The organism is Streptacidiphilus jeojiensis (assembly GCF_042510965.1).
Lineage (GTDB): Bacteria > Actinomycetota > Actinomycetes > Streptomycetales > Streptomycetaceae > Streptacidiphilus > Streptacidiphilus jeojiensis.
The window spans coordinates 235,284-262,053 of record NZ_JBEUKS010000004.1; the positions used below are offsets into that span (position 1 = coordinate 235,284).

A 26,770-nucleotide genomic window follows, 5' to 3' on the forward strand; every position below is an offset into this window, starting at 1 on the left:
ATGCAACCAAAGAAGGAGTCCTGATGCCGACGCCCACCCCCGCCCGCACCGCCTCCGCCCGCTCCGAGTCGATCGACTCGATCCAGCGCGAGCTCACCGCCGTGGCCCGCCGCGCGCGCTCGGTGACCGCGCAGATCCACCCCGGGCTGACCCTGGTCACCTACACCCTGCTGGACCACCTGCACGAGCGCGGCGGCTGCCGGGGCACCGACCTGGCGGCCCACTTCCTGCTGGACAAGTCCCCCGTCAGCCGGCAGATCGCCGCTCGGGAGAAGCTCGGCCTGGTCGAGCGCACCGCCGACCCGGAGGACCTGCGCGGCCAGATCATCCGCCCCTCGGCGGCCGGCGAGCTGCTGCTCGCCGACGTCCGCGAGCGGCGGCACCAGGCCTTCCTGGACCGCCTCGTCGACTGGCCGGACGACGACCTGGAGCGCTTCGCGTCCTATCTCGCGCTCTACAACGCCCGTACCTGAAGCGCCGGGTGACGCATCGTGCGATCCCACCGCGCGGACCTGCGGTGCTTGACACCGTCCGCGCCGACGCCACATCGTTGAGCCACGACTCGCGATGTATCGCGTTTAATTGGGGGATACACACAAATGAACCTCGCCCGGCGGCTCGCCGCCCTGCCCTGCGGAAGACGGAGCAAGTGGGTCGTCCTCGCCGCCTGGATCGTCCTGCTGCTCGTGCTCGCGCCGCTGGCCGGCAAGCTCACCAACGCCGAGGACAACCAGGCGTCGAGCTGGCTGCCCGGTAGCGCCGAGTCGACCAAGGTGCTGAACCTGGAGGGGCGGTTCACCAGCACCCAGAGCGCCCCGGCCGTCGTGCTCTACGTCCGCGACTCCGGGATCACCGCCGCCGACAAGGCCAAGGCCACCGCCGACGCCGCCTCGTTCGCCTCGGCACCGCACGTCCAGGGGCAGATCACCGGGCCGCTGGTGTCCCAGGACGGCAAGGCCCTGCAGACCGTGGTGCCCATCGACATGGCCAGCGGCGGCTGGAACAACCTCACCCCGGCGGTCGACAAGCTCCGGGCCACCGCGTCCCAGGGCGACCCCGGCCTGACCGTGCACGTCACCGGGCCCGGCGGGGTCGGCGCCGACCAGAGCAAGGCCTTCGCCGGGATCGACGGCACCCTGCTCTACGCCACCCTCGGCGTGGTGGTCGTGCTGCTGCTGCTCACCTACCGCAGCCCGACCCTGTGGCTGCTGCCGCTGCTGTCCTCCGGGCTGGCCCTGACCGCCGCCGAGGCCGTCATCTACCTGCTGGTCAAGCACGCCGGACTGACCGTCAACGCGCAGAGCGGCGGGATCCTGGTGGTCCTGGTCATCGGCGCGGGCACCGACTACGCCCTGCTGCTGGTCGCCCGCTACCGCGAGGAGCTGCGCCGGCACGAGGACCGGCACGAGGCCATGGCCGAGGCCATGCACCGGGCCGGGCCCGCGATCATCGCCAGTGCCGCGACCGTCGCGGTCAGCATGCTCTGCCTGCTGTTCGCCCGGATGAACTCCACCAGCGGCCTGGGCCCGGTCTGCGCCATCGGCATCGCGGTCGCGCTGGCCGCCATGGTGACCCTGCTGCCGGCCCTGCTGGTGATCTGCGGACGCTGGATCTTCTGGCCGGTCAAGCCGGCCTTCGGCACTGCCGAGCCCACCGAGAGCGGCGTCTGGGCCAGGGTCGGCGGCGGCATCTCCCGCCGCCCGCGGCTGGTCTGGATCGGGACCACGCTGGCGCTGGGGGCACTGGCGCTCGGCCTGTTCAGTCTGAAGGCCGACGGCCTGTCCACGGCCGGCTCCTTCACCGGCAAGCCGGACTCGGTGGTCGGCCAGACCGTCCTGGCCGAGCACTTCCCGGCCGGTTCGGGTTCGCCGGTGATCGTGATCACCACCGCCGGCGGAGCGGCCCAGGCCCAGTCGGTGCTGGGCGGGGTCCAGGGCATCGCCTCGACCAACCCGCCGATGGTCAAGGGCGATCTCGCCTACCTGACCGGCACCTTGTCCTCCGCACCCGACAGCAAGGCCGCCCAGGACACCGTGGACCGGGTCAGGGCCGCCGAGCACGCCGTCCCGGGGGCGCAGGCCCAGGTGGGCGGGAACACCGCGGTGCAGCTGGACACCAAGCGGGCCTCGCGGCACGACGACTACCTGATCATCCCGATCGTGCTGGTGGTGGTGCTGCTGATCCTGGCGCTGCTGCTGCGCGCGGTGGTGGCTCCGCTGCTGCTGATCGCGACGGTGGTGCTCTCCTTCGCCACGGCCCTGGGCGTCAGCTCCTTCACCTTCGCCCACCTGTTCCACTTCCAGGGCGAGGACAGCTCCTTCCCGCTGTTCGTGTTCGTCTTCCTGGTGGCGCTGGGCATCGACTACAACATCTTCCTGATGACCCGGGTCAGGGAGGAGTCCTTCAACCGGGGCACCCGCGGCGGCGCGCTCGCCGGGCTGGCCGCGACCGGCGGTGTGATCACCTCGGCCGGACTGATCCTGGCCAGCACCTTCGGGGTGCTGGGGACGCTGCCCGTGGTCGGCTTCGCCGAGATCGGCTTCGCGGTCTGCCTGGGCGTGCTGCTGGACACCCTGGTGGTCCGCTCGATCCTGGTCACCGCACTGACCATGGACCTGGACCGGCGCCTGTGGTGGCCCAGCGCGCTGGGCCGTGTCACGGCCCCGGGCTCGGTCCCGGCCGCACGGGGCGGGGCCGCGGCGCTCGACCCGACATCGGAGCGCACCGTCTGAGTTTTTTGGGGGCGCGGGGAACTGCACTGCCAGCCCTCTACGGAGGTGCATGGTTGGCAGCGCAGTTCCCCGCGCCCCTTTCGGGTTGCATGGTTCGGGAATATGCAGAGTGCAAGTTGCATTCACCATGCATGTATCCCTGATCCCCGCGCCCCCCGGAGGCCCCTGCATGACGCCCGCGATACCCGAACAGCCCGCCACGGCGGCCCCCACCGGCCGCATCGTCGCCGTCCTCGCCTTCGCGGGCATCGTGGTCGCCGTCATGCAGACCCTGCTGGTCCCGGTCATCGCCCAGCTCCCGGCGCTGCTGCACACCAGCACCTCCAACGCGACCTGGGTGATGACCGCCACCCTGCTCGCCGGAGCCGTGGCCACCCCGATCATGGGCCGCCTCGGCGACCTCTACGGCAAGCGGAAGATGCTGCTGGTCAGCCTGGCCCTGATGGTGCTCGGCTCGCTGATCGCCGGATTCACCTCCAGCCTGATCCCGATGGTGGTCGGCCGCGCCCTGCAGGGCTTCGCCATGGGCGCGATCCCGCTGGGCATCAGCATCATGCGCGACGAACTCCCCCGCGAGCGCCTCGGCTCCGCGATGGGCCTGATGAGCTCCTCCATCGGCATCGGCGGCGCACTCGGCCTGCCGGGCGCCGCACTGGTCGCCGAGCACTTCGACTGGCATGTGCTGTTCTTCGCCGCCGCCGGACTCGGCATCGTCGCCATGGGCCTGGTGCTGGCCACAGTCCCCGAGTCCAAGCTGCGCACCCCCGGCGGCTTCGACACCGTCGGCGCCGTCGGCCTCTCGGCCGGCCTGGTCGCCCTGCTGCTCCCGATCACCAAGGGCAGCGACTGGGGCTGGAGCAGCGGCACCACCCTCGGCCTGTTCGCCGCGGCCGTCGCCATCCTGCTGCTCTGGGGCGTGATGGAACTGCGCATCGCCGACCCGCTGGTCGACCTGCGCACCACCGCGCGCCGCCAGGTGCTGCTGACCAACCTCGCCTCCATCACCATCGGCGTCTCCTTCTACGCGATGTCGCTGGTCCTGCCCCAGCTGCTGGAACTGCCCACCGCCAGCGGCTGCGGACTCGGCCAGTCCATGGTCGTCGCCGGCCTGTGCATGGCCCCGATGGGCGTGGCGATGATGCTGGTCTCGCCGCTCTCGGCCCGGATCACCGCCGCCCGCGGCCCCAAGGTCTCGCTGCTGCTCGGCATGGCCGTGATCGCCGCCGGGTACGCGGCCGGGCTCGGCCTGATGGGCGCGGTCTGGCAGGTGCTGATCATCACCACCGTCATCGGGGCCGGCATCGGCTTCGCCTACTCCGCGCTGCCCGCCCTGATCATCGGCGCGGTCGACCCGTCCGAGACCGGCGCCGCCAACGGCCTCAACACCCTGATGCGCTCCATCGGCACCTCCGTCTCCAGTGCCGTCATCGGCATGGTGCTGGCCCATCTGACCACCCCCTTCGCCGGCCGCGCGGTGCCCGACATGGCGGGCTTCCGGCTCTCCTTCGCCATCGCCGTCGGCGCGGTGCTGATCGGCCTGCTGCTCGCCGCCTTCCTGCCCGGACGGCGCGACAGCGCACCCGCCGCCCCGGTGGCCCGCTCCATCGGCGAGGATGGCGCCCGGGCCGACGACCTCCAGGCGCTCGCCGGTGAAGCGGCCCGCTGACCGACCCGTCCCGTTCCCCCCTCTCCCCCAGGAGCCAGCACCGTGCCGCTCATCCAGGTCAAGCAGCTCACCGGCCGCACCGACGAGCAGAAGCGCGCCCTGGTGCGCGAACTCACCGACGCCTACGTGCGGGTGATGGGGAACAAGCCGGAGTCGGTCTGGGTCACCATCGACGAACTGCCCGCCGAGAACTGGGCCACCGGCGGCACCCTGCTCTCCGACCGCTAGCCGCGGTTCCGAGCACCGGCGGCACCACCTGGCACAGCGTCAACCCCACAACGGCACGGCGGACATAACGGTTCGGAACGGAACATCCGTCGACCCGTGCCCTCCGCCGTGCCGTTGTGCCAATCTGTGCCTGCGGGGATCCGACCGGGTACAGCAGGGTGTGGGGGAAGCAGCGCCATGAGCAACGAGATCTACTTCGCAAACAACTACCGTGACCTGTGCGAACAGCACGGCACCGGGGCCGGGTTCCAGTTCGAGTTCTCCTGCTGGCGCTGCCACGACACCTGGCGCTCCGCGTTCGAGCCCTACACCAGCGGGCGGGTGGCGGGCTGGGCCGACCGCGTGGTGGGCAGCGCCTGGGGGGCGTTCGGCCGCACCGGCAGCGAGGCCACCAGCGCGCTGGGCGGGCTGGTCGGCGCCAACTGGGGCCCGGCCAAGGACGCCGCCTTCCAGAAGTCCATCGAGGACGCCAAGGTCCACTTCAACCGCTGCGGCCGCTGCACCAACTACGTCTGCGGCCGCTGCTGGAACGCCGCCCAGGGCCTGTGCCTCAACTGCGCCCCGGACACCGCCGCCGAGGCCCTCGCCGCCCAGCAGCGCGGTCTCAACGACGCGGTCTCGCAGCGCGCCTACGAGACCGGCAGCGCCCAGGCCGCCTCCTTCGACACCGGCCAGCGCCGCCAACTGGTCTGCCCCCAGTGCAGCACCGAGACCCACGGCGCCCGCTTCTGCCCCGGCTGCGGCCACCGCCTGGCCCAGGCCGACCACTGCAGCTCCTGCAACGCCGAGGTCCCCCAGGGCGCCGCCTTCTGCCCCGACTGCGGCACCCGCCGCTGACATCCGTCCGAACCGGACAGGAACGACGGCCCCCGGCGCACCGCCGGGGGCCGTCGTCCGTTCCCGCGGTGTCGAGGAGCACAGTGCCGGGAAACAGGCAGTGCGGGAAACAAGAAGTCCCGCAGACCCTGAGGTCTGCGGGACCGTTGTGCGCGAGGGGGGATTTGAACCCCCACGCCCTTTCGGACACTGGCACCTGAAGCCAGCGCGTCTGCCATTCCGCCACTCGCGCAGTGAGTGTTGTCGTCGGCTCCACCGCCTCTGCTTTCTGCGGCAGCGCCTTTCGACAAGAAGAACATTAGCACGTCGGAGGGGTGCTCCTGCCCACCCATTACCGTGCCGGGGACGGCCCCCGGGGCGGTCGGGCCCAAGCCGAACGGGTGATCAACGGATGACCACCCCCGACTGCGGGTACGTCTCAGCCTGCACGCCCCGACTCGTACCGGTCGGGCCCCTCGCAATGGCATTCTTCATACAGTGACCCGCTGCAAGACCGCCGTCCTGCCGTGACCGACCCCACGTGGCCGCCTCCTTACCCGGAGGAACCGCACGTCGGTCCCGGGCGTAGATACGATCAGTAGGACGACAAGCATGCTGCCGCCGCGCGCCCGCGCGGCGGAGACAGAACGCCCGATGGAAGGGGGTGCCCCGTGGGAGCCCTGAAGAAGTTCGAGCAGCGACTCGAGGGATTCGTCAACGGCGCCTTCGCCAAGGTGTTCAAGTCCGAAGTGCAGCCCGTGGAGATCGCCGGAGCGCTGCAGCGCGAGTGCGACAACAACGCCAGCATCTGGAACCGCGACCGCACCGTTGTCCCCAACGACTTCATCGTGGAGCTCAGCACCCACGACTACGAGCGGCTCAGCCCCTACGCCGCTCAGCTCGGCGGGGAACTGGCCGGGATGGTCCGCGAATACGCCCAGGCGCAGCGCTACTCCTTCATGGGCCCGCTCAAGGTCGCCCTGGAGCAGGCCGCGGACCTGGACACCGGCCTGTACCGGGTCCGCAGCCGGATCGAGTCGGCCCCCGAGGCCCAGCCCCCGGCCGCCGACCCCTACGCGCAGCAGTACCAGCAGCCCCCGGCCCGGCCCGCGCAGCCCGCCTACGGCGGCCAGCCCGGCGCCGGCCAGCCCTACGGCGGCCGGCAGGCCGAGGCCTGGCAGCCGCAGGTGCCCCCGCTGCCGCCGACCGCGCCGGCCTTCCCCGCGGTGCAGCCGGGCTCCCCGCCCCCGCCGGCCGTCCGCCCCGACGCCGCCGGGGCCGACCACAACAACGTCAGGCCGCTGCCCGGCAGCGGCTACGGCGCCGGCACCACGACCCGGCGCTGGCTGGAGATCAACGGCGACCGCCACCAGGTGAGCACGCCGGTGGTGGTCCTGGGCCGCAGCACCGAGGCCGACATCCGGGTGGACGACCCCGGGGTCTCCCGCAAGCACGCCGAGATCCGGATCGGTTCGCCCTCGATGGTCCTGGACCTCGGCTCCACCAACGGCATCGTGGTCGACGGACAGCACACCCAGCGCGCTACGCTGCGCGACGGCTCACGGATCGTCATGGGCAGCACCACCATCGTCTACCGGCAAGCCGAAGGGTGACGCGGGGCACATGTCAGAACTGACCCTCACCGTCATGAGACTGGGATTCCTCGCAGTCCTGTGGCTGTTCGTCATCGTCGCGGTGCAGGTCATCCGCAGCGACCTGTTCGGCACCAAGGTCGTGCAGCGCACCGCGGCGGCCGGCCGCCGCAACGGCGCCGCCGCCGCGCCGACGGGCCGTCAGCAGCCCCCGCCGCAGCGCGAGGCCCGCGGGCAGCAGACCCAGGGCGGCGGCCGGCCGCGGCGCGGCGCCCCCACCCAGCTCGTGGTGGTCCAGGGGTCGCTGGCCGGCACCACCGTCGCGCTCCAGGGCCAGACCATCACCCTCGGCCGGGCCCACGACTCGACCATCGTCCTGGACGACGACTACGCGTCCTCGCGGCACGCCCGGATCTACCCCGACCAGACCGGCCAGTGGATCGTCGAGGACCTGCAGTCCACCAACGGCACCTACCTGGACCGGACCCGGCTGACCAGCCCCACCCCGCTCCAGCCGGGCGCGGCCATCCGCATCGGCAGGACCGTCATCGAGCTGCGGAAGTAGTCACGCATGAGGCATGGGCAGCAGCCCCCCGTCCCCGACCCGCACGGCGACGGCAGCGGTTCCGCGCACCCGCGCCCGGACAGCCGGCGCCGGGCACCGTACGATGCATCAACGCACGCTGCACCGGGGCATCGCGCAGGGGACCGAGGGAAGGGGGCGGACGGCACATGAGCCTCGTGCTGCGCTTCGCCGCCGGGTCGCACAAGGGCATGATCCGGGAGGGCAACGAGGACTCCGGCTACGCCGGTCCGCGGCTGCTCGCCGTGGCCGACGGCATGGGCGGCCAGGCGGCCGGCGAGGTGGCCTCCTCCGAGGTCCTCTCCACCATGGTCGAGCTGGACGAGGACGTGCCGGGCACCGACCCGCTGACCGCACTGAGCCAGGCGGCCGACCGCGCCAACGAGCGGCTGCGGCTGCTCGTCGAGGGCGATCCCGCACTGGAGGGCATGGGCACCACGCTCACCGCGCTGCTCTGGGACGGCCAGCGCGCCGGGCTGATCCACATCGGCGACTCCCGCGCCTACCTGCTCCGCGACGGCTCGCTGTCGCAGATCACCCAGGACCACACCTGGGTGCAGCGGCTGGTCGACGAGGGACGGATCACCGAGGAGGAGGCCAGCACCCACCCGCAGCGTTCGCTGATCATGCGCGCGCTGATGGGCACCGGCGAGGTCGAGTCCGACCTGTCGATCCGTGAGGTGCGGGCCGGGGACCGCTATCTGATCTGTTCCGACGGCCTCTCCGGCGTGGTGAGCCACCAGACCCTGGAAGAGACCCTCGGCAGCTACTACGCCCCCGAGCAGACCGTCGCCGAGCTGATCCAGCTGGCGCTGCGCGGCGGCGGCCCGGACAACATCACCTGCGTGGTCGCGGACGTCCTGGACGTCACCGACGGCGACACCATGGCCGGCCACTTCACCGACACCCCGGTGGTGGTGGGCGCGGTCGCCGACGGGCCGCCCACGATCAGCCACCACACCATGGCGAACACCCCGGCGGCCCGCGCCGCCTCGCTCGGACGCCGGCAGCAGCCCGGCGGCGTGGCCGTGGCCGAGGCCGGCTACGACAGCTCCACCGACGGCGCCCACCAGGACGGCGGATACCAGGAAGCCGGCTACCAGGACGCCGGGTACGGCGAGCAGACCGACGGCTACGCCCAGGACGAGGAGGACTACCTCCCCGAGGAGGGCGGCCGGCGCAGCCGCCGCCGGGAGCGCACCGGCCGCAGGCGCTGGGCCGTACCGACCGTGGTGCTGCTGGTGGTGCTGGCGCTGATCGGCAGCGCCGGGTACCTGGGCTACCGCTGGACCCAGACCCAGTACTTCATCGGCGCCGACGGCAGTACCGTGGCGATCTACAAGGGCGTCAACCAGAACCTGGCCGGCCTCAAGCTGTCCAAGGTCTACCAGCCCTCCACGGTCCAGCTGACCGATCTGCCGCAGATCGACCAGACCCATGTGAAGAACACCATCACCACCGCCAACCTCAAGGACGCGCAGACCCAGTTGGCAGCGCTGCAGACCCAGGCGGACGTCTGCAAGTCCGTCAAGGCCGGCACCCTGCCGGGCAGCACCGCCAGTGCGAGCCCGAGCGCCGGCGCCTCCGCCAAGCCCTCCGCCTCGGCCTCCGCGACCGCCGCGGCCACCACCCCCTCCCCGTCGGCCTCCTCCTCCCTGAGCACCCAACAGCAGCAACAGCTGGCTGCCCAGTGCGTCGCCGCCTGAGCAACCGCAGGATCTCCGGGCCCGGGGCGGCGACGCCCCGGGCGGTCGGAACATGACCGCCCCCGCCGCCCGGGGCCGCGTCCCGCGCGGTACCGGTACCGGCACCGCGACGATCATGCCGCAGGGCGCCCCCAACCGCCGCAACACCGAGCTGGTACTGCTGGTCTTCGCGGTGCTGATCCCGCTGTTCGCCTACGCCGACACCGGCCTGGCCATGGACGGCAGGATCCCGGCCGGAACGCTGGAGTACGGCCTGGGCATGGGCCTGTTCGCGCTGCTGGCGCATCTCGCGGTACGCCGCTTCGCCCCCTACGCCGACCCGCTGATGCTGCCGATCGCCGCCCTGCTGAACGGCCTGGGCCTGGTCTTCATCTGGCGCCTGGACAAGGCCCGCCAGCTCGCCCGCAACTACCCGGCCGCGCAGAACCAGCTGATCTGGACCGGCCTCGGCATCGCCCTGTTCATCGGGGTGATGGTGCTGCTCAAGGACCACCGCTTACTGCAGCGCTACACCTACATCGCCGGTCTGGTCGCGCTGGTGCTGCTGGCGATCCCGGCCTTCATGCCGGCCCGCGCCTCGGACTTCGGCGCGAAGATCTGGATCCACGTGGGCAGCTTCTCGATCCAGCCCGGCGAGTTCGTCAAGATCGTGCTGCCGGTGTTCTTCGCCGGCTACCTGATGGCCAAGCGGGACGCGCTGGCGCTGGCCAGCCGCCGCTTCCTGGGCCTCTACCTGCCGCGCGGACGCGACCTGGGGCCGATCATCGCGGTGTGGCTGCTCAGCCTGCTGATCCTGGTCTTCGAGACCGACCTGGGCACCTCGCTGCTGTTCTTCGGGGTGTTCGTGATCATGCTCTACGTGGCCACCGAGCGCACCAGCTGGATCCTCTTCGGCCTGCTGATGGCCGGTCTCGGCTTCTGGGCGGTGGCCACCACCGAGTCCCATGTGCAGTCCAGGATCACCGACTGGCTGCACCCGCTGACCGCGGCCCCGAACGGCGGCGGGGTGGGCCAGATCGGTCAGTCGCTGTTCGCGCTGGGCGCCGGCGGCGTCCTCGGCACCGGACTCGGGCAGGGCCACTCCTGGCTGATCGGCTTCGCCGCCAAGAGCGACTTCATCCTCGGCACCATCGGCGAGGAGCTGGGCCTGGCCGGGCTGATGGCCCTCTTCCTGCTCTACGCACTGCTGTTCGAACGAGGACTGCGGACCGCCCTGGCCGCCCGCGACCCCTTCGGCAAACTGCTGGCGGTCGGCCTGTCCGGGGCCTTCGCACTGCAGGTCTTCATCGTCGCCGGAGGCGTGACCGGTACCATCCCACTGACCGGTATGACTCTGCCGTTCATGGCCCAGGGGGGGTCCTCGGTCATCACCAACTGGGCGCTGATCGCCATCCTGCTGAAGATCAGCGACGTGGCCCGGCGCCCGGCCCCGGCGCCGGAGACCGCGACAGAACCGACCCAGGTGCTGGGACCGTCATGATGGGCGTGTAGACAGTAGTTGACTGACCGGTACCAGGAGGAGCAGGCAAGTGAACAAACCCATCCGCCGGGTTTCGGTGTTCTGCCTGGTCCTGGTGCTCGCGTTGATGATCAGGGTGAACTACGTCCAGGGCGTCCAGGCGAGCTCGCTCGACAAGAACACCAACAACAAGCGCGGCCTGATCGAGGCGTACAGCTACCCCCGCGGCCAGATCATCGTCGGGGGCAAGCCGGTCACCAAGGACATCGAGGTCGACGGCAACACCTACAAGTACAAGCGCGGCTACACCGACGGGCCCGTCTACGCCCCGGTGACCGGCTTCTCCTCGCAGGTCTACGGCAGCAATCTGCTGGAGAACGTCGAGAACCCGATCCTCAGCGGCAACGACTCGCGGCTGTTCATCCGCAACACCCTGGACCTGATCACCGGCAAGCCCAAGCAGGGCGGCGACGTGGTGACCACCATCGACCCCAAGGTGCAGACGGCCGCGTACAACGCCTTCACCAGCGCCGGCAAGAAGGGCGCGGCGGTCGCCCTGGACCCGACCACCGGCGCGATCCTCGGCCTGGTCAGCGTGCCGTCCTACGACCCGTCGTCCATCGCCGGCAGCGACAACCAGGCCGCCTGGACCAGCCTCAACGCGGACAAGTCGCAGCCGATGCTGAACCGGGCGCTGCGGCAGACCTACCCGCCGGGCTCGACCTTCAAGCTGGTCACCTCGGCGGCGGCGCTGGAGAACGGCGTGATCACCGACATCAACGCCAAGACCGACTCGCCCGACCCCTACACCCTGCCGCAGACCTCCACCAAGCTGGTCAACGAGGCCGGTGACAACTGTCTCAACGTGTCCATGAACGACGCGCTGAAGGTGTCCTGCAACACAGTCTTCGCCAAGATCGGCGACGAGGTCGGCAACGACAAGATGGCCGCCGAGGCGGCGAGGTTCGGCTTCAACAGCTCCTCGCTGACCATCCCGGTGGGCGTCACCAAGAGCAACTACGACACCGCGATCAACCGGCCGTCCAACGCGCTGTCCGCGATCGGCCAGTTCGACACCCGGGCCACCCCGCTGCAGATGGCCATGGTCGCCGCCGCGATCGCCAACAACGGCACCCTGATGAAGCCCTACCTGGTGGCCCAGGAGCGCTCGGCCAACCTGGATGTGATCGACACCACCAAGCCGACGGTGCTCTCCCAGGCGACCACGCCGCAGGTCGCCCAGGAGATCCAGACCATGATGGTCAACGTGGTGCAGAACGGCACCGGCACCCCGGCGCAGATCTCCGGCGCCACCGTCGGCGGCAAGACCGGCACCGCCCAGCACGGCGAGAACAACTCCGACAACCCGTACGCCTGGTTCGTCTCCTACGCCAAGATGGGCGACAAGCAGGTCGCGGTCGCCGTGGTCGTCGAGGACAGCAACGCCCAGCGTGACGAGATCTCCGGCTCCGGCCTGGCCGCGCCGATCGCCAAGAAGATGATGGAGGCAGCGCTCGGCAAGTGACCGGTCGCCCGGCTGCCGCCGGCCCGGTTCAGCCCCTCCGGGAACCGCCGACACTCGATACCGGTCTCATATCAAGCTGCCCCTCCCGCGTCGGAACCGGCTCCGGGCCCGGTAGCGTATCCGCAAGCAGCGGTGTGCCCTACCGGTGCCATGACCGCAGACCGCAGCAGGACCGACAGATCAACCTCGGCACTGGCGAGGGAGAGGGTTGGAACCATGGAAGAACCGCGTCGCCTCGGCGGCCGGTACGAGCTGGGCGGCGTCCTGGGACGCGGCGGCATGGCAGAGGTCTACCTCGGCCACGACATCCGGCTCGGACGCGCCGTCGCTGTGAAGACGCTGCGGGCCGACATGGCCCGCGATCCGTCGTACCAGGCCCGTTTCCGCCGCGAGGCACAGTCGGCCGCGTCGCTGAACCACCCCTCGATCGTCGCCGTGTACGACACCGGCGAGGACTACATCGACGGGATCTCCATCCCGTACATCGTGATGGAGTACGTCGACGGGTCCACGCTGCGCGAGCTCCTGCACTCCGGGCGGCGGCTGCTGCCCGAGCGCGCCCTGGAGATGACCACCGGCGTGCTGCAGGCGCTGGAGTACTCGCACCGCAACGGCATCGTCCACCGCGACATCAAGCCCGCGAACGTCATGCTGACGCGCAACGGCACCGTCAAGGTGATGGACTTCGGCATCGCCCGCGCCATGGGCGACGCCGGGATGACCATGACGCAGACCGCGGCGGTCATCGGCACCGCGCAGTACCTCTCCCCCGAGCAGGCCAAGGGCGAGCAGGTCGACGCGCGCTCCGACCTGTACTCCACCGGCTGCCTGCTCTACGAGCTGTTCACCATGCGCCCGCCGTTCGTCGGCGAGTCCCCGGTGGCCGTCGCCTACCAGCACGTCCGCGAGGAGGCCCAGCCGCCCTCGGTCTACGACCCGGAGATCCGGCCCGAGTACGACGCCATCGTGATGAAGGCGCTCGCCAAGGACCGCGACTACCGCTACCAGAGCGCCGACGAGATGCGCGCGGACATCGAGCGCGCCCTCGACGGCCTCCCGGTCGCCGCCGCCCAGACCGTCGCCTACGGCGCCGGCCAGATGGCCGGCTACGGCCAGCAGGCCGACCCGTACGGCCGCACCACGGCCATGCCGCAGACGGCGGGCGTAGCCGGGCAGACCAGCCTGCTGCCCGGCGTCGGCCAGGGCTACGACGTGGGCGGCGACGGCTACGACAGCGGCTCGGGCTACGACGACGGCTACGGCGGTCGCAGCGACCGCCGTAAGGCCGGCGGCAGCGGCGGCGGGAACCGCAACACCTCGTGGATCATCCTCGCGGTCGCCGCGGTGCTGGTCCTGGTCGGTGCCTACTTCGTGGCCACGTCCATGTTCAAGGGCAGCGGCAGCAGCACCGTGGCGGCGCCCCAGCTGGTCGGCCAGGACCTGGCCTCCGCGAAGACGTCGGTGACCAACGCCGGCGGCAACATCACGGTGGTCCAGGGCAACTCCATCTCCTGCGACCCCAACACCGCCGACAAGGGCAAGATCTGCACCCAGGACCCGGTGGCCGGCACCCAACTGAAGTCGGGCGCCACCATCACCGTCCACCTGAGCACCGGCGCAGCCGCCAAGGCCGTCCCGGACGTCTCCAACAAGTCGGTCCAGGACGCCACCTCGGCGCTGGAGGCCGCCGGCTTCCAGCTGGGCACCCAGACCTCGCAGTCCAGCGACACGATCGACAACAACAAGGTCATCGGCACCAACCCCGCCGCCAACTCGCAGCAGCCGCTCGGCTCGACGATCAACCTGATCGTCTCCACCGGCAAGGCGCAGGTGACGGTGCAGTACCTGGTCGGCAGCCAGGGGACTTCGGCGCAGACGACCCTGACCAACGCCGGGCTCAACCCGCTGACCACGGTGAGCCCCACTTTCAACACCAACTACGAAGCCGGTGCGGTGATCTCCGAGCAGGTCAACGGCCAGGACGTGCCCCAGTCGGGAGCCCAGGTCGACAAGGGCGCCAACGTGAACCTGGTGATCAACCCGGCCCAGCCGAGCTCTTCCAGCCCCAGCGACAGTGCCTCGGCGTCGTCAAGCCAGAGCTCGGGCACGGGGTTCCTAGGAGGAGTCAACGGAGGAAACAACGGGGGCAACAACGGGGGCAACGGCAACTAGCCCCGGGCCCCGAGTACCTCGCAGAACCCCCTGAGGGGCTGTGGCCGCCGCACCAGGCGTCCACGGCCCCTCAGGCGTGTTCGGCCTTCCTCCTGCGTGATCCGTCCGGCTGTCCGATCATGGGCGCATGGCTACCCCGATGACCGAACCGCAGTGGCGGGCCTTCCTCAGTGAGGGCACCCGCACCGGCAAGCTCGCCACCACCCGCGCCGACGGCAGGCCGCACCTCGCGCCGATCTGGTTCCTGCTGGACGGGGACGACCTGGTCTTCAACACCAACAAGGCCACCGTCAAGGGCCGCACGCTGGCCCGGGACGGCCGGGTCGCGCTGTGCGTGGACGACGACCGACCGCCGTTCTCCTTCGCCGTCGCCGAGGGCCGCGCGGTGCTCAGCGAGGACCTCGCAGAGGTCAGGCACTGGGCGACCAGGATCGCCGCCCGCTACATGGGCGAGGACCGGGCCGAGGCCTACGGCGAGCGCAACGGCGTACCGGGCGAACTGCTGGTACGGGTCCGCATCGAGAAGATCGTCGCCTTCGCCGGCATCGCCGACTGACCGTCAGCGCAGCTCCGCAGGGAGGTCGCGAGCCTTGTCGACGCGTTGGGTGCGGGTGAGCGAGGCCCAGACGGCCATGCGGTAGCGGGAGGTGTAGGCCGGGGTGCAGGTGGTCAGGGTGAGGTAGCGGCCGGGTCTGCGGTAGCCGGACTCCGCGGGGACCGGTGCGGTGACGTCGACGTCGTACTTGCTGGTCTGCTGGAGGGTGCGGTCGACCGTGTAGACGTACCAGGTGTAGCGGGTCTCCACGACGACCTTGTCGCCGGGCCGCAGTTCCGGCAGGTCGTGGAACTTGGCGCCGTGGCCGTCCCGGTGCGCCGCCATGGCGAAGTTGCCGGAGCCCGCCCAGGGCATCGCGGCGGCGTAGGGCTGCTGGTAGACCCCGGCCACGCCCTCGTTCAGGACGTCGGTGCGGGTGCCCATCTTGATCAGGACCTCGTAGTCCTTCCCCAGCCTGGGGATGTGCAGGAAGCCCACCCCGTCCCCGGCCCGGTACACCCGCGGCGCCGGCGGACGGGCGTCCGCCGCGGCGCCCGGGCCGGCCGCCTCGGCCGGGGGAGCGGCCCAGGACTGCCGGACCCTGGCCGCGTCGCCGTCCGCGCTCCGGTCGGCGACCACGTCGGTCCACCAGAGCGAGTAGACGACGAAGAGGCCCAGCAGCACCCCCAGGGTGATCAGCAGCTCGCCCAGCACCCCGGCCGCGGCGAGCAGCGGGCGGGGACGACGGGGGCCGGGGGAGGACGGCGACAGCGGCATGGGAACGGTTCTCCTCGGGCGCGGGGCCTGCGGTCGGTGACCGCACGCCCCGCCCGACGTCCCGTCATCCCTGCTGCAGCGCCGCGGGCTTCTTCCCGGAACTCTTCGGCAGGTCCTCGGTCATCGTGCCCCAGACGGCCATCCGGTACTTGGAGGTGAACTCCGGCGTACAGGTCGTCAGGGTGATGTAGCGGCCCGGCTTGGTGAAGCCGGACTGCGGCGGCACCGGCTGGATCACGCTGACGTTGGTCGGCGAGGTCTGCCCGAGCGTGCTGGTCACCGTGTAGGTGTAGTAGTCGTAGGCGGTCTCCACGACGATCTTGTCGCCGGGGACCAGCTTGTTGATGTAGCGGAACGGCTCGCCGTGCGTGTTGCGGTGCCCGGCCAGCGCGAAGTTGCCGGTCTTGGCCCACGGGAAGGCCGTCTCCAGGTCACCCGTGTAGTGCCCGACCAGGCCGTTGTCGAGGATGGACTCCTTGTCCACGCCCTCGGCGATCGGCGTCATCACATCCAGCTTGGGGATGTAGATGATGGCGAACTTGGTGCCGGCGGCTATGGAGGTCGGATAGGCGGGGTGGCTCTTGGACGCGCTGCCGGCCGAGCCGTTCGGCTGCCACTGCTGCTCCAGCGTCTTGGCGGAGCCGTGCGCGTAGTTGTCGGCGGCGACGTTGGTCCACCACAGCTGGTAGGCGACGAACAGGAACATCACCACGCCCAGGGTGATGAACAGCTCGCCCATCAGCCGCACCACGATGATGCCGACGCTCTCCTTGACCTTGGGCCGCGGCGGCCGCTGGGGCTGCGCCGACAGCACCGCCCCGGCCCAGCCGCCGCGCCGCCTGGACCGCTGCTGGGCCCGGCGGCGTTCGGCCCGCCCGCCGGCCGGGGAGGCCCCGGCCGGGTCCGCGGCCAGGTCCGCTGCCGCGCCCGGCTCCGGCGGCAGCACTCCGTCGGGGACCCGCAGCTTCAGCGTCTCGGAGCCGTCGTAGCCGTCCTGCTCGGGCCAGTAGACGCTCGGCTCCTGCCAGGGCTCCGGATCGGCGTCGGCACTGTCGCCGCGCTCCGGGCGCAGCGCGGTCATGCGACCGCCCGCCCGATCACCGGAGCCAGGCCGGCCGAGCGGGCCACGGCGTCCGGGTCGCCGCACTCGGCGAGCCAGTTCGCCAGCATCCGGTGGCCGCCCTCGGTGAGTACCGACTCGGGGTGGAACTGCACGCCCTCGACGGGCAGGTCCCGGTGGCGCAGGCCCATCACGATGCCGGAGTCGGTCCACGCGGTGACCGCCAGCTCCGGCGGCACGGTGTCGCGCTCCACCGCCAGCGAGTGGTAGCGGGTGGCGGTGAGCGGCGAGTGCAGTCCGGCGAAGACGCCGCCGTCCTCGTGGGTGACCGCCGAGGTCTTGCCGTGCAGCAGTTCAGGGGCCCGCCCGACCACGGCGCCGTGGGCGACCGCGATGGACTGCAGCCCCAGGCAGACGCCGAACAGCGGGATGCCCGCCGCGGCGCAGTGGTGCACCATCTCCACGCACACCCCGGCGTCCTCCGGCGTGCCCGGGCCCGGCGACAGCAGCACGCCGTCGTAGGTCGCGGCGGTGACGGAGTCCACCGTCACCTCGTCGTTGCGCACCACCTCGCAGACCGCGCCGAGCTGGTAGAGGTACTGGACCAGGTTGAAGACGAAGCTGTCGTAGTTGTCCACGACGAGGATGCGGGAACCCATCAGGCAGCGACTCCGGTCGGTACGAGGGGCACATAGGTGGGCAGGGCGGCCCCGTTGAGCGAGGGCGCGGTGGACGGCTTGGCGGACGACTTGGCGGATGCGCCCGCTGACGGGGTGGACCCGGGCGCGACCGGCTGCACGCTGCTGGTGCCGCCGTTGTCCACTGTGACGTCACCGAAGGGGAGCAGCGGTTCCGCCCAGGGGAAGATCCATTTGAAGAGCACCGCCACCACGGCCACGAACAGGACCAGCGAGAGGAAGGCGCGCACCAGGGCGTTGCCGGGCAGCCGGTTCCAGATCCAGGCGTACACCGCGCTCCCTCCGCTGTCCTTCTCCGACTGTCACTGCCGCACCAGCGTACGGGGCGATCGCGGAACAGGGTGCGCCACCCGGCCAGCCTTTACCGTTCCTACCGGGACCGACCGGTTTTGTCCGTTTTTCCTGTGTGCCCGCTGAGTACTCCCGGGCTACTGCCCGGCCTGGGCGTACTGCAGGTCCACCGTGCCCGAGTAGGCGGGCAGGGTCATCGCCCCGGACCGGTCGAGTTTCCAGCCCAGGCCGTAGGCGGCCACGTACTGCAGGTAGTTCTGGATGTAGCTGTTGGCGTCGATGGCCGCGAGCAGCCGCTGCTGGTCGCCGACGGCCCGGATCACATAGGGAGGGGAGTAGACCCGCCCCTGCAGGATCAGCTGGTTGCCGACGCAGCGGACCGCGCTGGTGGAGATCAGCCGCTGGTCCTGGACCTGGACCCCGGTGGCGCCGCCCTGCCACAGCGCGTTGACCACGGCCTGCAGGTCCTGCTGGTGCACCACCAGGTCGTCCGGCTGGGGCTGGGGCACCCCGGGGATCTTGGCGGTGGCCCCGCTGGGCGCGTCGTCCAGGGTGACCGTCACCCCGGCCCCCTTCAGCGGGTCGAGCCCGGCCTGCTGTTCGAGCGCGGCCAGCCGCCCGGCGTCCGCCGGGTTCTGGGCGTGCTGCGCGGCGAGCGCGTCGATCTGCGCCCGCAGCCCGGCGACGGCCTTCTCCGCCTGGGCGTTCTCCTGGCTCCGCTGCTGTATCAGATCGGAGAGCCGGAGCAGGGTGTCGTCATTGCGGAGCGACGTTCCGTGCGCGGTCTGAGAACTCACATAGAACAGAAATCCTGCGAGTGCGAAGACCATACATGTCGCGATACGCCCGACAATTCGGGTGCTCCTGGGTGACGGTTCGGTCCCGGCTTCGGTCACGGGCGGAACTTCTTGCGAATCTGCCACGTACCCTTATCTCCTTCTGACTCCGCAAGCCACTACGCTAACGGACGCTGGAGAGGTATGCGGTGCCCCCGGGCCCCGCGCCATCGCCTGCCCACACAACCCCACAGCTCAGCAGGCGCCCTAGGGGCCATGCAGTGCAGCGCATCGACAGGAGTGCTCCTCGTGCCGAAGTCCCGGATCCGCAAGAAGTCGGACTACACCCCGCCGCCGGCCACGGCCACCGCGGTGCGGCTGAGTTCGGGACGCAGTTGGATCGCGCCACTGATGCTGGGGCTGTTCCTGCTCGGACTCGTGTGGATCGTCATCTACTACGTGTCCAGTGCGGCCTGGCCGATCTCGGCCATCGGCAACTGGAACATCGTCATCGGCTTCGCATTCATCGCGGGCGGGTTCGGCGTATCCACGCAGTGGAAGTAGCGCGGACCAGGAGGTCCGGGCGCCCAGGCGGTCCGAGCCGGTCCGGCAGCGTTGTCCACATGGTTATCCACAGTGGGGAAAACCATGACTATCTGTGGATAACTTGATTCCCCCGCCGCATAAATCCACCGGCGCAGAGTCAGACGGGCGTACGAATCGGCTGGTGAACGCGGGTAGACCCGGATGCACACAGGAGGCCCGCACATCCGTGCGGGCCTCCTGTGGACAACCAGCGGGACCGTCGGGGCTCAGCTGATCGCGGCCACCCCGACCAGGGTCGCCACCAGCACCAGGACGAAGACCACCAGCACCGATCCGGCCTGGACCAGCGCCCTCCTGCGGGGCGGGGAGGCCGGGGCGTGCGCCAGGCCGAACCCGATCAGCAGACCGCCGACCAGGCCGCCGACATGCGCCTCCCAGCTGATGCCCGGGATCGAGAACGTCGCCACCAGGTTCACCACCACGATCGCCACGATCGGCCCCAGCGAGAAGCCGCGCCGGCGCTGGATCACCAGCAGCGCGCCCAGCAGCCCGAAGATCGCCCCGGAGGCCCCCAGCGCCGCCGTGTCCGGCGCCGCGATCAGCTGCAGCGCCGAACCGGCCAGCCCCGACACCAGGTACAGCGCCAGGAAGCGCCAGCGGCCCAGCAGCTGCTCCAGCGGCGGCCCCAGCACCCACAGCGACCACATGTTCATGGCGATGTGCAGGATCGCGGTGTGGAAGAACACCGAGGTGATCATCCGGTACCACTGGCCGTCGGCCACCCCGTTGCCCCACATGTACAGGTGGTCCAGCTGGTTGGCGTCCAGCACCTTCCAGCCCAGCACCCACACCACCACGTTGATCCCGATCAGGATCTTGGTGACCAGCGCCCGGTCGCCGACCAGCCGCCCGCCGAACTCGGTGCGCGCCTCCCGCACCGCCGTGTTGCCGCCGTGCACGCACTCCCGGCACTGGAAGCCCACCGCGGCCTCGACCCGGCACTCCGGGCACACCGGACGCCCGCACCGGGTGCAGGACACCCCGGTCTCCCGCCCCGGATGGCGGTAGCAGTCGGGCAGGGTGTGCGCCTGCGGCCGGTCGGAGGGTGCGGGCTGGTCGGAGAGCATCTCATCCTGCCTTCTCGGTGCCTTCGCAGGCAGCAGCTTCTCACCACATGCTCCCGGCCCGGCCCCCCGCAGAACAAGCCTACGGGCGACCGGGCCGGGGACAGCGCTGCTACCGCCGGGAGATCCGCACCGACTCGATCACCACGTCCTCGACCGGGCGGTCGTTGAACGGCGTCACCTTGGTGCCCACGATCGAGTCCACGACCTTGCGGCCGGCCTCTCCGCTGACCTCGCCGAAGATGGTGTGCTTGCGGTTCAGCCAGGTGGTCGGCGCGACCGTGATGAAGAACTGGGAGCCGTTGGTGCCCGGGCCCGCGTTGGCCATCGCCAGCAGGTAGGGGCGGTCGAAGGCCAGGTCGGGGTGGAACTCGTCGGCGAACTGGTAGCCCGGGCCGCCGGTGCCGGTACCCAGCGGGTCACCGCCCTGGATCATGAAGTCGGCGATCACCCGGTGGAAGACCGTGCCGTCGTAGAGCGGCGACTGCGACTTGGCGCCGGTACGCGGGTCGGTCCACTCCCGGGTGCCCTCGGCGAGCTCCACGAAGTTGGCGACCGTCTTGGGGGTGTGGTTCGGGAAGAGCTTGACCTCGATGTCCCCGTGGTTGGTCCTGAGAGTGGCGAACAGTTCCTCGGCCACGATGTGCCTTCCTGCAGTCCTGCGCTGACACCGGAATCCTCCCATGCCCTGCACAAACCGGCGCAGAGGAGCAGGATGCGAGGAGACGTCCGGTACCGCCGGTCCGCCCCGAGGCCGCACCGGCGCGCCTTGGATCGTTCCCGGGCGCATGAACCTTAACTGGGTGGACAGGTGAGAAATCGGACGCCATCGAGGAGGAGGTACTGGTGACCCGCATCGACGCAGCGCGTGAGGCTGCCGGGAAGACCCGGGAGCAGCTCGCCCCCTATGCCGTGAGCGCACGGGACGCGGCAGCGCACTACACCGACGAGGCATGGCAGCGGCTGGCCCCGCGCATCGAGGCCGCCGTGGAGCAGGCCCGGGCGGCGGCCTCCGCGGCGCAGCAGGCCGCCCAGAGCACCGTGGACGGCAAGGTGGCGCCCCGGGTGACCCCGCTGCTGGAGCAGGCGCGGGAGCACGTCCCGCCGACGGTCGAGGACGCGGTGGGCAAGGCCGCCCGGCGCACCCGCCGGGCCGCCGGGTCGGCGCGCAGGTCGGCCGCCGTGGCCGCGCTCCAGGCCCGGGAGACGGCCCTGCCGGCCGTCTCGCACGCCTGGGACGAGGCCGCGCAGGCCGCGGCCCAGGCCGCCCAGGTGGCCCACGACCGCGGGGCGGCGGCGCTGCCGGTGCTGCGCGGCCAGGTGTCCCTGGCCGAGGTCGAGGCGCTGGCCGCCCGGCACAGCCGCCGGCGCACCCGCCGGGCCCGGCGATTCCTGGTCCTGGTCGGCCTGGGCGCGGTGGCCGGCGGCGGCCTGATGGCCTGGAAGTGGTGGCAGAAGCAGAGCAACCCCGACTGGCTGGTGGAGCCCCCGGCCAGCCCGCTGCCGCTGCGCTCGACCCCGGCCACGGCCGGCACCGGCACCGGTGCCACCGCGTCCGCCGCCGACGCGATGCCGCTGTCCCCCGACGTCGAGGCCAAGGCGGCCGCCGAGGCCGACGCCGAGGGTTTCGCCGATCCGGTGGACGCCGCCGTGACGGACGACCCGGCCGACGCCGACAAGCCGGGACGCAGGAAGAAGTCCTGAGCCGGGGAACGACGCCGGGGAACGACGGAGCCCCCACCCGCGCTGCGGGTGGGGGCTCCGGTGCTGCTGCCTGCTGTGATCTCGTGTGGTCTCTGTGGAGCCTAGGGGAGTCGAACCCCTGACATCCGCCATGCAAAGACGGCGCTCTACCAACTGAGCTAAGGCCCCTCAGCGGGACCTGTCGGAACCGCCGCGCACTAGGGTACCGGTTCCCGGAGACAATCCTGACCTCGATTGTTCCGGGTCCAGCCCCGGCCCGGAACCGGCCGGGCCGTCAGCGGACCGGACCGTCAGCGGGCGCCGACCGGGACCGCGTCCGTCGCCTCGGTCCACAGGTCCTGCTCGGCGCGGTCCGCCTGGACCTGGCGGTACACGAAGTACCCACCAAGAGCAGCCAGGACTACCAGGAGAAGCTTCTTCACCGCGCGACCTCGTCCTTCTGTGCCGGTACTGGAACGGCGGCAGCCGGGAGGGGCTGCCGTCCTTCCGGCCGATGATACACACCTGGTAGGCGGGGCAGGACGGGCTGCACTCGGGGCCCCACCGCACCGGGTTGACGTGGTATCAGCTGTTCCGGGGGGCCGGGCGGTCCTCCGGCAGCCGGACGACCGCCCTGCCGCCGTCCAGGTCCACCCGGGTGCGCGGCGGGGCGCCGTCGCCCTGGTCGTCCCGCAGCATCAGCGAGCTCTTCCGCTCGTCCAGCTCGCGCTGCTTGCCGGCCGCGAAGGTGGCGTGCAGCTGCTCGAAGCCGGTGGCGGAGATCTGCCCCTCCCGCCCCGTCCCGCGCCAGGGGATCCACCGGGCCCGCCCGGCCCGCAGCGCCAACTGGTCGACCAGCGCGAGCAGCGCCAGCAGGCAGACCAGACCGGGGATCGTCATCGCGAACAGGGCGGGCATCGCATCCTCCGACAGTGAGCTGACGGGTGAAAGCAGCAGAGGCGGACACCGTTTCCGATGTCCGCCTCCGAGTGCGGTGGACCTAGGAGGACTTGAACCTCCGGCCTCTTCCTTATCAGGGAAGCGCTCTAACCGTCTGAGCTATAGGTCCGCGCTGCGTTGCGTTGCGTTGAAAGATTAGCGCACCTATGCCGATCTGCCCAAATCCGTTCGCAGCCCCCCGTAGCGGCGGGCTGCGAACGGTCCGCGGAGGGGCTACTCCTCCTCCGCGAGGGTCAGCTCGACACCGCCGGTGATGCCGGCGGCGGTGTTGTAGATGAAGGAGCCCAGCGTCGCCAGGGCCGTCATCAGCACCACGTCGATCACCGCGACCAGGGCGGTGAAGGTGAGCACATTGCCGAAGGACAGGTACGACTGGAGGTCGAACCCGCCGGTGGTGTCGGACCCGGTGGCCTGCTTCAGGGTGCCGCCGATCGAGCTGAACACGCCGGCGGTGTCCAGCACCATCCACAGCAGCGAGACGCCCACCACCGTGACGATGCCCATCGCGATGGACAGCAGGAAGCTGACCTTCATCACCGACCAGGGGTCGGTGCGGGAGACCCGCAGCCGCGCCCTGCGGGTCCGGCCGGACGGCGGCGCCGCGGGCCCGGCGGCGGGCCCTCCGGAACGCCTGGTGGCCGCGGGCGCGGCAGCGGCGGCGGGGGACGCCACGGCCGGCGGCACCCGGGTACCGGCCGCGGGCGTCGCCTGGCCCTTCTGGTACGTCGTCGGCGTCGAGTAGCCGGACCGCTCCGGGGCCGCCGGAGCCGCGGCCGGGGTCGCGGTGGCCTGCTGGCCCTGCGCCCCGCCCTGGCGGCGGCGCGGGTTGCCGCCGCCACCGCCACCGCCGCTGCCGCCGCCCACGGCGGGCGCGCGCGGCGGCGTGCCCCCCGTGACCGTCGGCATCATCGACGTCGTCCCGGCAGCGTTCGGGCCGGCCTGTCCAAATCCCGGAGTGCGGTCGGCAGGACTGCCTGCCGCACCGCCCGGGGGCGCACCCGGTCCCTGCCGCCCCGCGGCGGCGCCGCCGGCACCACCTGCCGCGCCGTTGGCTCCACTCACCCTGGTCCTCCCGCAATTCCCCGCCGGCACCGGTCGGTGCTGGTCCGTGTCCTTGTGTCAGTCGACTCGCAGCCGGTGCGGCGACTAGTCGGACGAAGCGTCCGCCTCTTCGCCGTCCCCGTTGTCGACTGCCCCGGACCCTGCGCCGGCACCACCCGACTCCGCTGCCGCGGTGTCCTCGGTGCCGTCCTCGCCGTTCTCGTCCAGGTCGTCCTCACCGGCTCCCTCGGCGTTGCGGGCGATGCCGACGACGGCGTCCCGCTTACCCAGGTTGATCAGTTGGACGCCCATGGTGTCACGACTGGTTTCACGAACTTCGGCAACCCGGGTGCGAATCACTCCGCCGCCCAGGGTGATTGCCAGGATTTCGTCCGTTTCCTCCACAACCAGCGCTCCGACCAGGGTGCCCCGGTCCTCGACGATCTTGGCTGCCTTGATCCCCAGCCCACCACGTCCCTGAACACGGTACTCGTCCACCTTGGTCCGTTTGGCGTAACCGCCGTCGGTCGCGGTGAACACATAGGTACCGGGACGGATGACGTTCAGCGAGAGCAGTTCGTCGCCCTCACGGAAACTCATACCCTTCACACCCGAGGTGGCCCGGCTCATCGGCCGCAGCGCCTCGTCGGTCGGGGTGAACCGGATCGCCTGGGCCTTCTTGCTGACCAGCAGCAGGTCGTCCTCGGCGGACACCAGCACCGCGCCGATCAGCTCGTCGTCGCGGCCCTCCTCGTCGGTGCGCAGGTTGATCGCGATCAGACCGCCGGAGCGCGGCGAGTCGTAGTCCTTCAGCGGAGTCTTCTTCACCAGGCCCTCGCGGGTGGCCAGGATCAGGTACGGGGCGGCCTCGTAGGTGCGCACCGCCATCACCTGGGCGATGTGCTCGCCCGGCTGGAACGCCAGCAGGTTGGCCACGTGCTGGCCGCGGGCGTCGCGGCCGGCGTCCGGCAGCTCGTAGCCCTTGGCCCGGTAGACCCGGCCCTTGTTGGTGAAGAACAGGATCCAGTTGTGCGTGGTGGTCACGAAGAAGTGGTCGACGATGTCGTCCTGCTTCAGCTGGGCGCCGCGCACGCCCTTGCCGCCGCGCTTCTGCGAGCGGTAGAGGTCGCTGCGGGTGCGCTTGACGTACCCGCCGCGGGTGATGGTGACGACGATGTCCTCTTCGGCGATGAGGTCCTCGACCGACATGTCCCCCTCGTAGGGGATCAGCGTGGAGCGACGGTCGTCCCCGTACTTCTCCACGATGACCGCCAGCTCCTCGGCGATGATCGCGCGCTGCCGGTCCGGGGAGGCCAGGATCGCGTTGTACTCGTTGATCTTGGCCATCAGCTCGTCGTACTCGGCCGTGATCTTCTGGTGCTCCAGCGCGGCCAGCCGGCGCAGCTGCATCTCCAGGATCGCGTTGGCCTGGATCTCGTCGATCGACAGCAGCGCCATCAGGCCCCGGCGGGACTCCTCGACCGTCTGCGAGCGCCGGATGGTGGCGATGACCTCGTCGATCGCGTCCAGCGCCTTGAGCAGCCCGCGCAGGATGTGGGCCCGCTCCTCGGCCTTGCGCAGCCGGAAGGTGGTGCGCCGGACGATGACCTCGACCTGGTGGTTGACCCAGTGCCGGATGAAGGCGTCGATCGCCAGCGTCCGCGGCACCCCGTCGACCAGGGCCAGCATGTTGGCGCCGAAGTTGGTCTGCAGGTCGGTGTGCTTGTAGAGGTTGTTCAGCACCACCTTGGCGACCGCGTCGCGCTTGAGCACGATCACCAGGCGCTGCCCGGTCCGGGACGAGGACTCGTCGCGGACGTCGGCGATGCCGCCGACCCGGCCGTCCTTCACCAGGTCGGCGATCTTCAGCGCCAGGTTGTCCGGGTTGACCTGGTAGGGCAGCTCGGTGATCACCAGGCACTGGCGGCCCTGGATCTCCTCGACCTCGACCACCGCGCGCATGGTGATCGAGCCGCGACCGGTGCGGTAGGCGTCCTCGATGCCGCGGCGGCCGACGATCAGCGCGCCGGTGGGGAAGTCCGGGCCCTTGATCCGCTCGATCAGCGCCTCCAGCAGTTCCTCGCTGGAGGCGGTGGGGTTGTTCAGGTACCACAGCGCGCCGGAGGCGACCTCGCGCAGGTTGTGCGGCGGGATGTTGGTGGCCATGCCGACCGCGATCCCGGTGGCGCCGTTGACCAGCAGGTTGGGGAAGCGGGCCGGCAGGACGTCCGGCTCCTGCGAGCGGCCGTCGTAGTTGGCGGAGAAGTCGACGGTCTCCTCGTCGATGTCCCGCATCATCTCCATGGCCAGCGGCATCATCTTGCACTCGGTGTAGCGCATGGCCGCCGCCGGGTCGTTGCCCGGAGAACCGAAGTTGCCGTTGCCGTCCACCAGCGGCATCCGCAGCGACCAGGGCTGCGCCAGGCGCACCACGGTGTCGTAGATCGACGTGTCGCCGTGCGGGTGGTAGTTGCCCATGACGTCGCCGACGACGCGGGCGCACTTGTAGTAGCCCTTCTCCGGGCGGTAGCCGCCGTCGTACATCGCGTAGAGCACCCGGCGGTGGACCGGCTTGAGGCCGTCCCGGACCTCGGGCAGGGCGCGGCTCACGATGACGCTCATGGCGTAGTCGAGGTAGGAGCGCTGCATCTCGCTCTCGAGCTCGACCTGCTCGATCCGCAGGTTGCCCTCGACCGGGGCGGTCTGCCCCTCGGCTGCGTCGCCCTCGGGGCCCTCGGGCGTGGTGGGGTTGTCGTCGTCGACCACTGCTGGTCAGTTTCCTCTCGTGCGTGCTGCCAGG

General features: G+C 70.9%; 24 protein-coding genes, 3 tRNA genes and 1 pseudogene. 14 read left to right on the forward strand and 14 right to left on the reverse strand.

Annotated features, from left to right (window positions below; translation table 11 throughout):
- The first annotated feature begins 23 nt into the window (after positions 1 to 23).
- The 5 genes and pseudogenes from ABUW04_RS13415 to ABUW04_RS13435 all read left to right on the forward strand — a co-directional run bounded on the left by ABUW04_RS13415 (position 24) and on the right by ABUW04_RS13435 (position 5,463).
- Positions 24 to 473 (forward strand): MarR family winged helix-turn-helix transcriptional regulator, encoded by a 450-nt coding sequence (locus ABUW04_RS13415; protein WP_380564703.1) that lies wholly within the window; start codon positions 24 to 26, stop codon positions 471 to 473.
- A 126-nt stretch (positions 474 to 599) separates the two neighbouring features.
- Positions 600 to 2,732 carry an MMPL family transporter gene (locus tag ABUW04_RS13420; RefSeq protein ID WP_380564704.1) on the forward strand — a complete coding sequence of 711 codons (2,133 nt, stop codon included), beginning with the start codon at positions 600 to 602 and terminating at the stop codon, positions 2,730 to 2,732.
- Between the two features lie 169 nt (positions 2,733 to 2,901).
- Positions 2,902 to 4,353: pseudogene (locus ABUW04_RS13425) on the forward strand (MFS transporter); the annotation flags it as partial.
- A gap of 87 nt (positions 4,354 to 4,440) precedes the next feature.
- Complete coding sequence (locus tag ABUW04_RS13430; RefSeq protein ID WP_030254350.1) at positions 4,441 to 4,626, forward strand: 2-hydroxymuconate tautomerase; 186 nt, start codon at positions 4,441 to 4,443, stop codon at positions 4,624 to 4,626.
- Positions 4,627 to 4,803: 177 nt separating this feature from the next.
- Positions 4,804 to 5,463 (forward strand): double zinc ribbon domain-containing protein, encoded by a 660-nt coding sequence (locus ABUW04_RS13435; protein ID WP_030254353.1) that lies wholly within the window; start codon positions 4,804 to 4,806, stop codon positions 5,461 to 5,463.
- 149 nt (positions 5,464 to 5,612) lie between these two features.
- On the opposite strand, the gene ABUW04_RS13440 is transcribed toward ABUW04_RS13435, so the two are convergent.
- Positions 5,613 to 5,695 (reverse strand) — tRNA-Leu (locus tag ABUW04_RS13440).
- 418 nt (positions 5,696 to 6,113) lie between these two features.
- Here ABUW04_RS13440 and ABUW04_RS13445 point away from each other — a divergent pair.
- From ABUW04_RS13445 to ABUW04_RS13475, 7 genes are all read left to right on the forward strand, one after another.
- Positions 6,114 to 7,055 carry an FhaA domain-containing protein gene (locus tag ABUW04_RS13445; RefSeq protein ID WP_030254355.1) on the forward strand — a complete coding sequence of 314 codons (942 nt, stop codon included), beginning with the start codon at positions 6,114 to 6,116 and terminating at the stop codon, positions 7,053 to 7,055.
- 10 nt (positions 7,056 to 7,065) lie between these two features.
- Positions 7,066 to 7,599: an FHA domain-containing protein FhaB/FipA gene (locus tag ABUW04_RS13450; protein ID WP_030254357.1), complete on the forward strand. Its 534-nt coding sequence runs from the start codon at positions 7,066 to 7,068 to the stop codon at positions 7,597 to 7,599.
- Between the two features lie 167 nt (positions 7,600 to 7,766).
- Positions 7,767 to 9,323, forward strand: a complete 1,557-nt coding sequence (locus ABUW04_RS13455; protein ID WP_030254359.1) for a PP2C family protein-serine/threonine phosphatase — start codon at positions 7,767 to 7,769, stop codon at positions 9,321 to 9,323.
- A 52-nt stretch (positions 9,324 to 9,375) separates the two neighbouring features.
- Positions 9,376 to 10,803, forward strand: coding sequence for an FtsW/RodA/SpoVE family cell cycle protein (locus tag ABUW04_RS13460; RefSeq protein ID WP_051725343.1), 1,428 nt, complete (start codon positions 9,376 to 9,378; stop codon positions 10,801 to 10,803).
- Positions 10,804 to 10,852: 49 nt separating this feature from the next.
- On the forward strand, positions 10,853 to 12,307 hold the full coding sequence (locus ABUW04_RS13465; RefSeq protein ID WP_380564705.1) for a peptidoglycan D,D-transpeptidase FtsI family protein: 1,455 nt from the start codon (positions 10,853 to 10,855) through the stop codon (positions 12,305 to 12,307).
- Between the two features lie 216 nt (positions 12,308 to 12,523).
- Positions 12,524 to 14,479, forward strand: a complete 1,956-nt coding sequence (gene pknB / locus ABUW04_RS13470; protein ID WP_380564706.1) for a Stk1 family PASTA domain-containing Ser/Thr kinase — start codon at positions 12,524 to 12,526, stop codon at positions 14,477 to 14,479.
- Positions 14,480 to 14,606: 127 nt separating this feature from the next.
- Positions 14,607 to 15,035 (forward strand): PPOX class F420-dependent oxidoreductase, encoded by a 429-nt coding sequence (locus tag ABUW04_RS13475; protein ID WP_380564707.1) that lies wholly within the window; start codon positions 14,607 to 14,609, stop codon positions 15,033 to 15,035.
- Between the two features lie 3 nt (positions 15,036 to 15,038).
- Here ABUW04_RS13475 and ABUW04_RS13480 read toward each other — a convergent pair whose 3' ends face one another.
- The 5 genes from ABUW04_RS13480 to ABUW04_RS13500 all read right to left on the reverse strand — a co-directional run bounded on the left by ABUW04_RS13480 (position 15,039) and on the right by ABUW04_RS13500 (position 18,670).
- The gene (locus ABUW04_RS13480; RefSeq protein ID WP_380564708.1) at positions 15,039 to 15,791 is read right to left on the reverse strand and encodes a class E sortase; all 753 of its coding nucleotides are present in this window, start codon (positions 15,789 to 15,791) and stop codon (positions 15,039 to 15,041) included.
- A gap of 64 nt (positions 15,792 to 15,855) precedes the next feature.
- Positions 15,856 to 16,872: a class E sortase gene (locus ABUW04_RS13485; RefSeq protein WP_380564709.1), complete on the reverse strand. Its 1,017-nt coding sequence runs from the start codon at positions 16,870 to 16,872 to the stop codon at positions 15,856 to 15,858.
- Positions 16,869 to 17,510: an aminodeoxychorismate/anthranilate synthase component II gene (locus ABUW04_RS13490; RefSeq protein ID WP_380564710.1), complete on the reverse strand. Its 642-nt coding sequence runs from the start codon at positions 17,508 to 17,510 to the stop codon at positions 16,869 to 16,871. The genes ABUW04_RS13485 and ABUW04_RS13490 overlap by 4 nt, the downstream gene beginning before the upstream one ends.
- Positions 17,510 to 17,821 (reverse strand): hypothetical protein, encoded by a 312-nt coding sequence (locus ABUW04_RS13495; protein ID WP_380565047.1) that lies wholly within the window; start codon positions 17,819 to 17,821, stop codon positions 17,510 to 17,512. The genes ABUW04_RS13490 and ABUW04_RS13495 overlap by 1 nt, the downstream gene beginning before the upstream one ends.
- Before the next feature lie 156 nt (positions 17,822 to 17,977).
- Positions 17,978 to 18,670, reverse strand: coding sequence for a DUF881 domain-containing protein (locus ABUW04_RS13500; protein WP_084714267.1), 693 nt, complete (start codon positions 18,668 to 18,670; stop codon positions 17,978 to 17,980).
- Positions 18,671 to 18,925: 255 nt separating this feature from the next.
- Between ABUW04_RS13500 and crgA the strand changes: the two genes are divergently transcribed.
- A complete protein-coding gene (crgA, locus tag ABUW04_RS13505; protein WP_030254386.1) occupies positions 18,926 to 19,180 on the forward strand; it encodes a cell division protein CrgA in 255 nt (84 codons plus the stop codon).
- 248 nt (positions 19,181 to 19,428) lie between these two features.
- On the opposite strand, the gene ABUW04_RS13510 is transcribed toward crgA, so the two are convergent.
- Together ABUW04_RS13510 and ABUW04_RS13515 are read right to left on the reverse strand one after the other, a co-directional pair.
- Positions 19,429 to 20,289, reverse strand: coding sequence for a rhomboid family intramembrane serine protease (locus ABUW04_RS13510; protein WP_030254389.1), 861 nt, complete (start codon positions 20,287 to 20,289; stop codon positions 19,429 to 19,431).
- Between the two features lie 109 nt (positions 20,290 to 20,398).
- Complete coding sequence (locus ABUW04_RS13515) at positions 20,399 to 20,926, reverse strand: peptidylprolyl isomerase (RefSeq protein ID WP_030254392.1); 528 nt, start codon at positions 20,924 to 20,926, stop codon at positions 20,399 to 20,401.
- Positions 20,927 to 21,132: 206 nt separating this feature from the next.
- Here ABUW04_RS13515 and ABUW04_RS13520 point away from each other — a divergent pair, with 206 nt between their 5' ends.
- Positions 21,133 to 21,990, forward strand: a complete 858-nt coding sequence (locus ABUW04_RS13520) for a DUF5324 family protein (RefSeq protein WP_380564711.1) — start codon at positions 21,133 to 21,135, stop codon at positions 21,988 to 21,990.
- Positions 21,991 to 22,085: 95 nt separating this feature from the next.
- Here ABUW04_RS13520 and ABUW04_RS13525 read toward each other — a convergent pair.
- From ABUW04_RS13525 to gyrA, 6 genes are all read right to left on the reverse strand, one after another.
- Positions 22,086 to 22,158 (reverse strand) — tRNA-Ala (locus tag ABUW04_RS13525).
- A 122-nt stretch (positions 22,159 to 22,280) separates the two neighbouring features.
- Positions 22,281 to 22,412 carry a DLW-39 family protein gene (locus ABUW04_RS13530; RefSeq protein WP_221201912.1) on the reverse strand — a complete coding sequence of 44 codons (132 nt, stop codon included), beginning with the start codon at positions 22,410 to 22,412 and terminating at the stop codon, positions 22,281 to 22,283.
- 142 nt (positions 22,413 to 22,554) lie between these two features.
- Positions 22,555 to 22,887: a DUF6191 domain-containing protein gene (locus tag ABUW04_RS13535; protein WP_030254659.1), complete on the reverse strand. Its 333-nt coding sequence runs from the start codon at positions 22,885 to 22,887 to the stop codon at positions 22,555 to 22,557.
- A gap of 77 nt (positions 22,888 to 22,964) precedes the next feature.
- Positions 22,965 to 23,038, reverse strand: a tRNA-Ile gene (locus ABUW04_RS13540).
- Between the two features lie 104 nt (positions 23,039 to 23,142).
- A complete protein-coding gene (locus tag ABUW04_RS13545; protein ID WP_380564712.1) occupies positions 23,143 to 23,835 on the reverse strand; it encodes a DUF3566 domain-containing protein in 693 nt (230 codons plus the stop codon).
- Between the two features lie 240 nt (positions 23,836 to 24,075).
- Positions 24,076 to 26,736, reverse strand: coding sequence for a DNA gyrase subunit A (gene gyrA / locus ABUW04_RS13550; RefSeq protein ID WP_380564713.1), 2,661 nt, complete (start codon positions 26,734 to 26,736; stop codon positions 24,076 to 24,078).
- Positions 26,737 to 26,770: the final 34 nt, after the last annotated feature.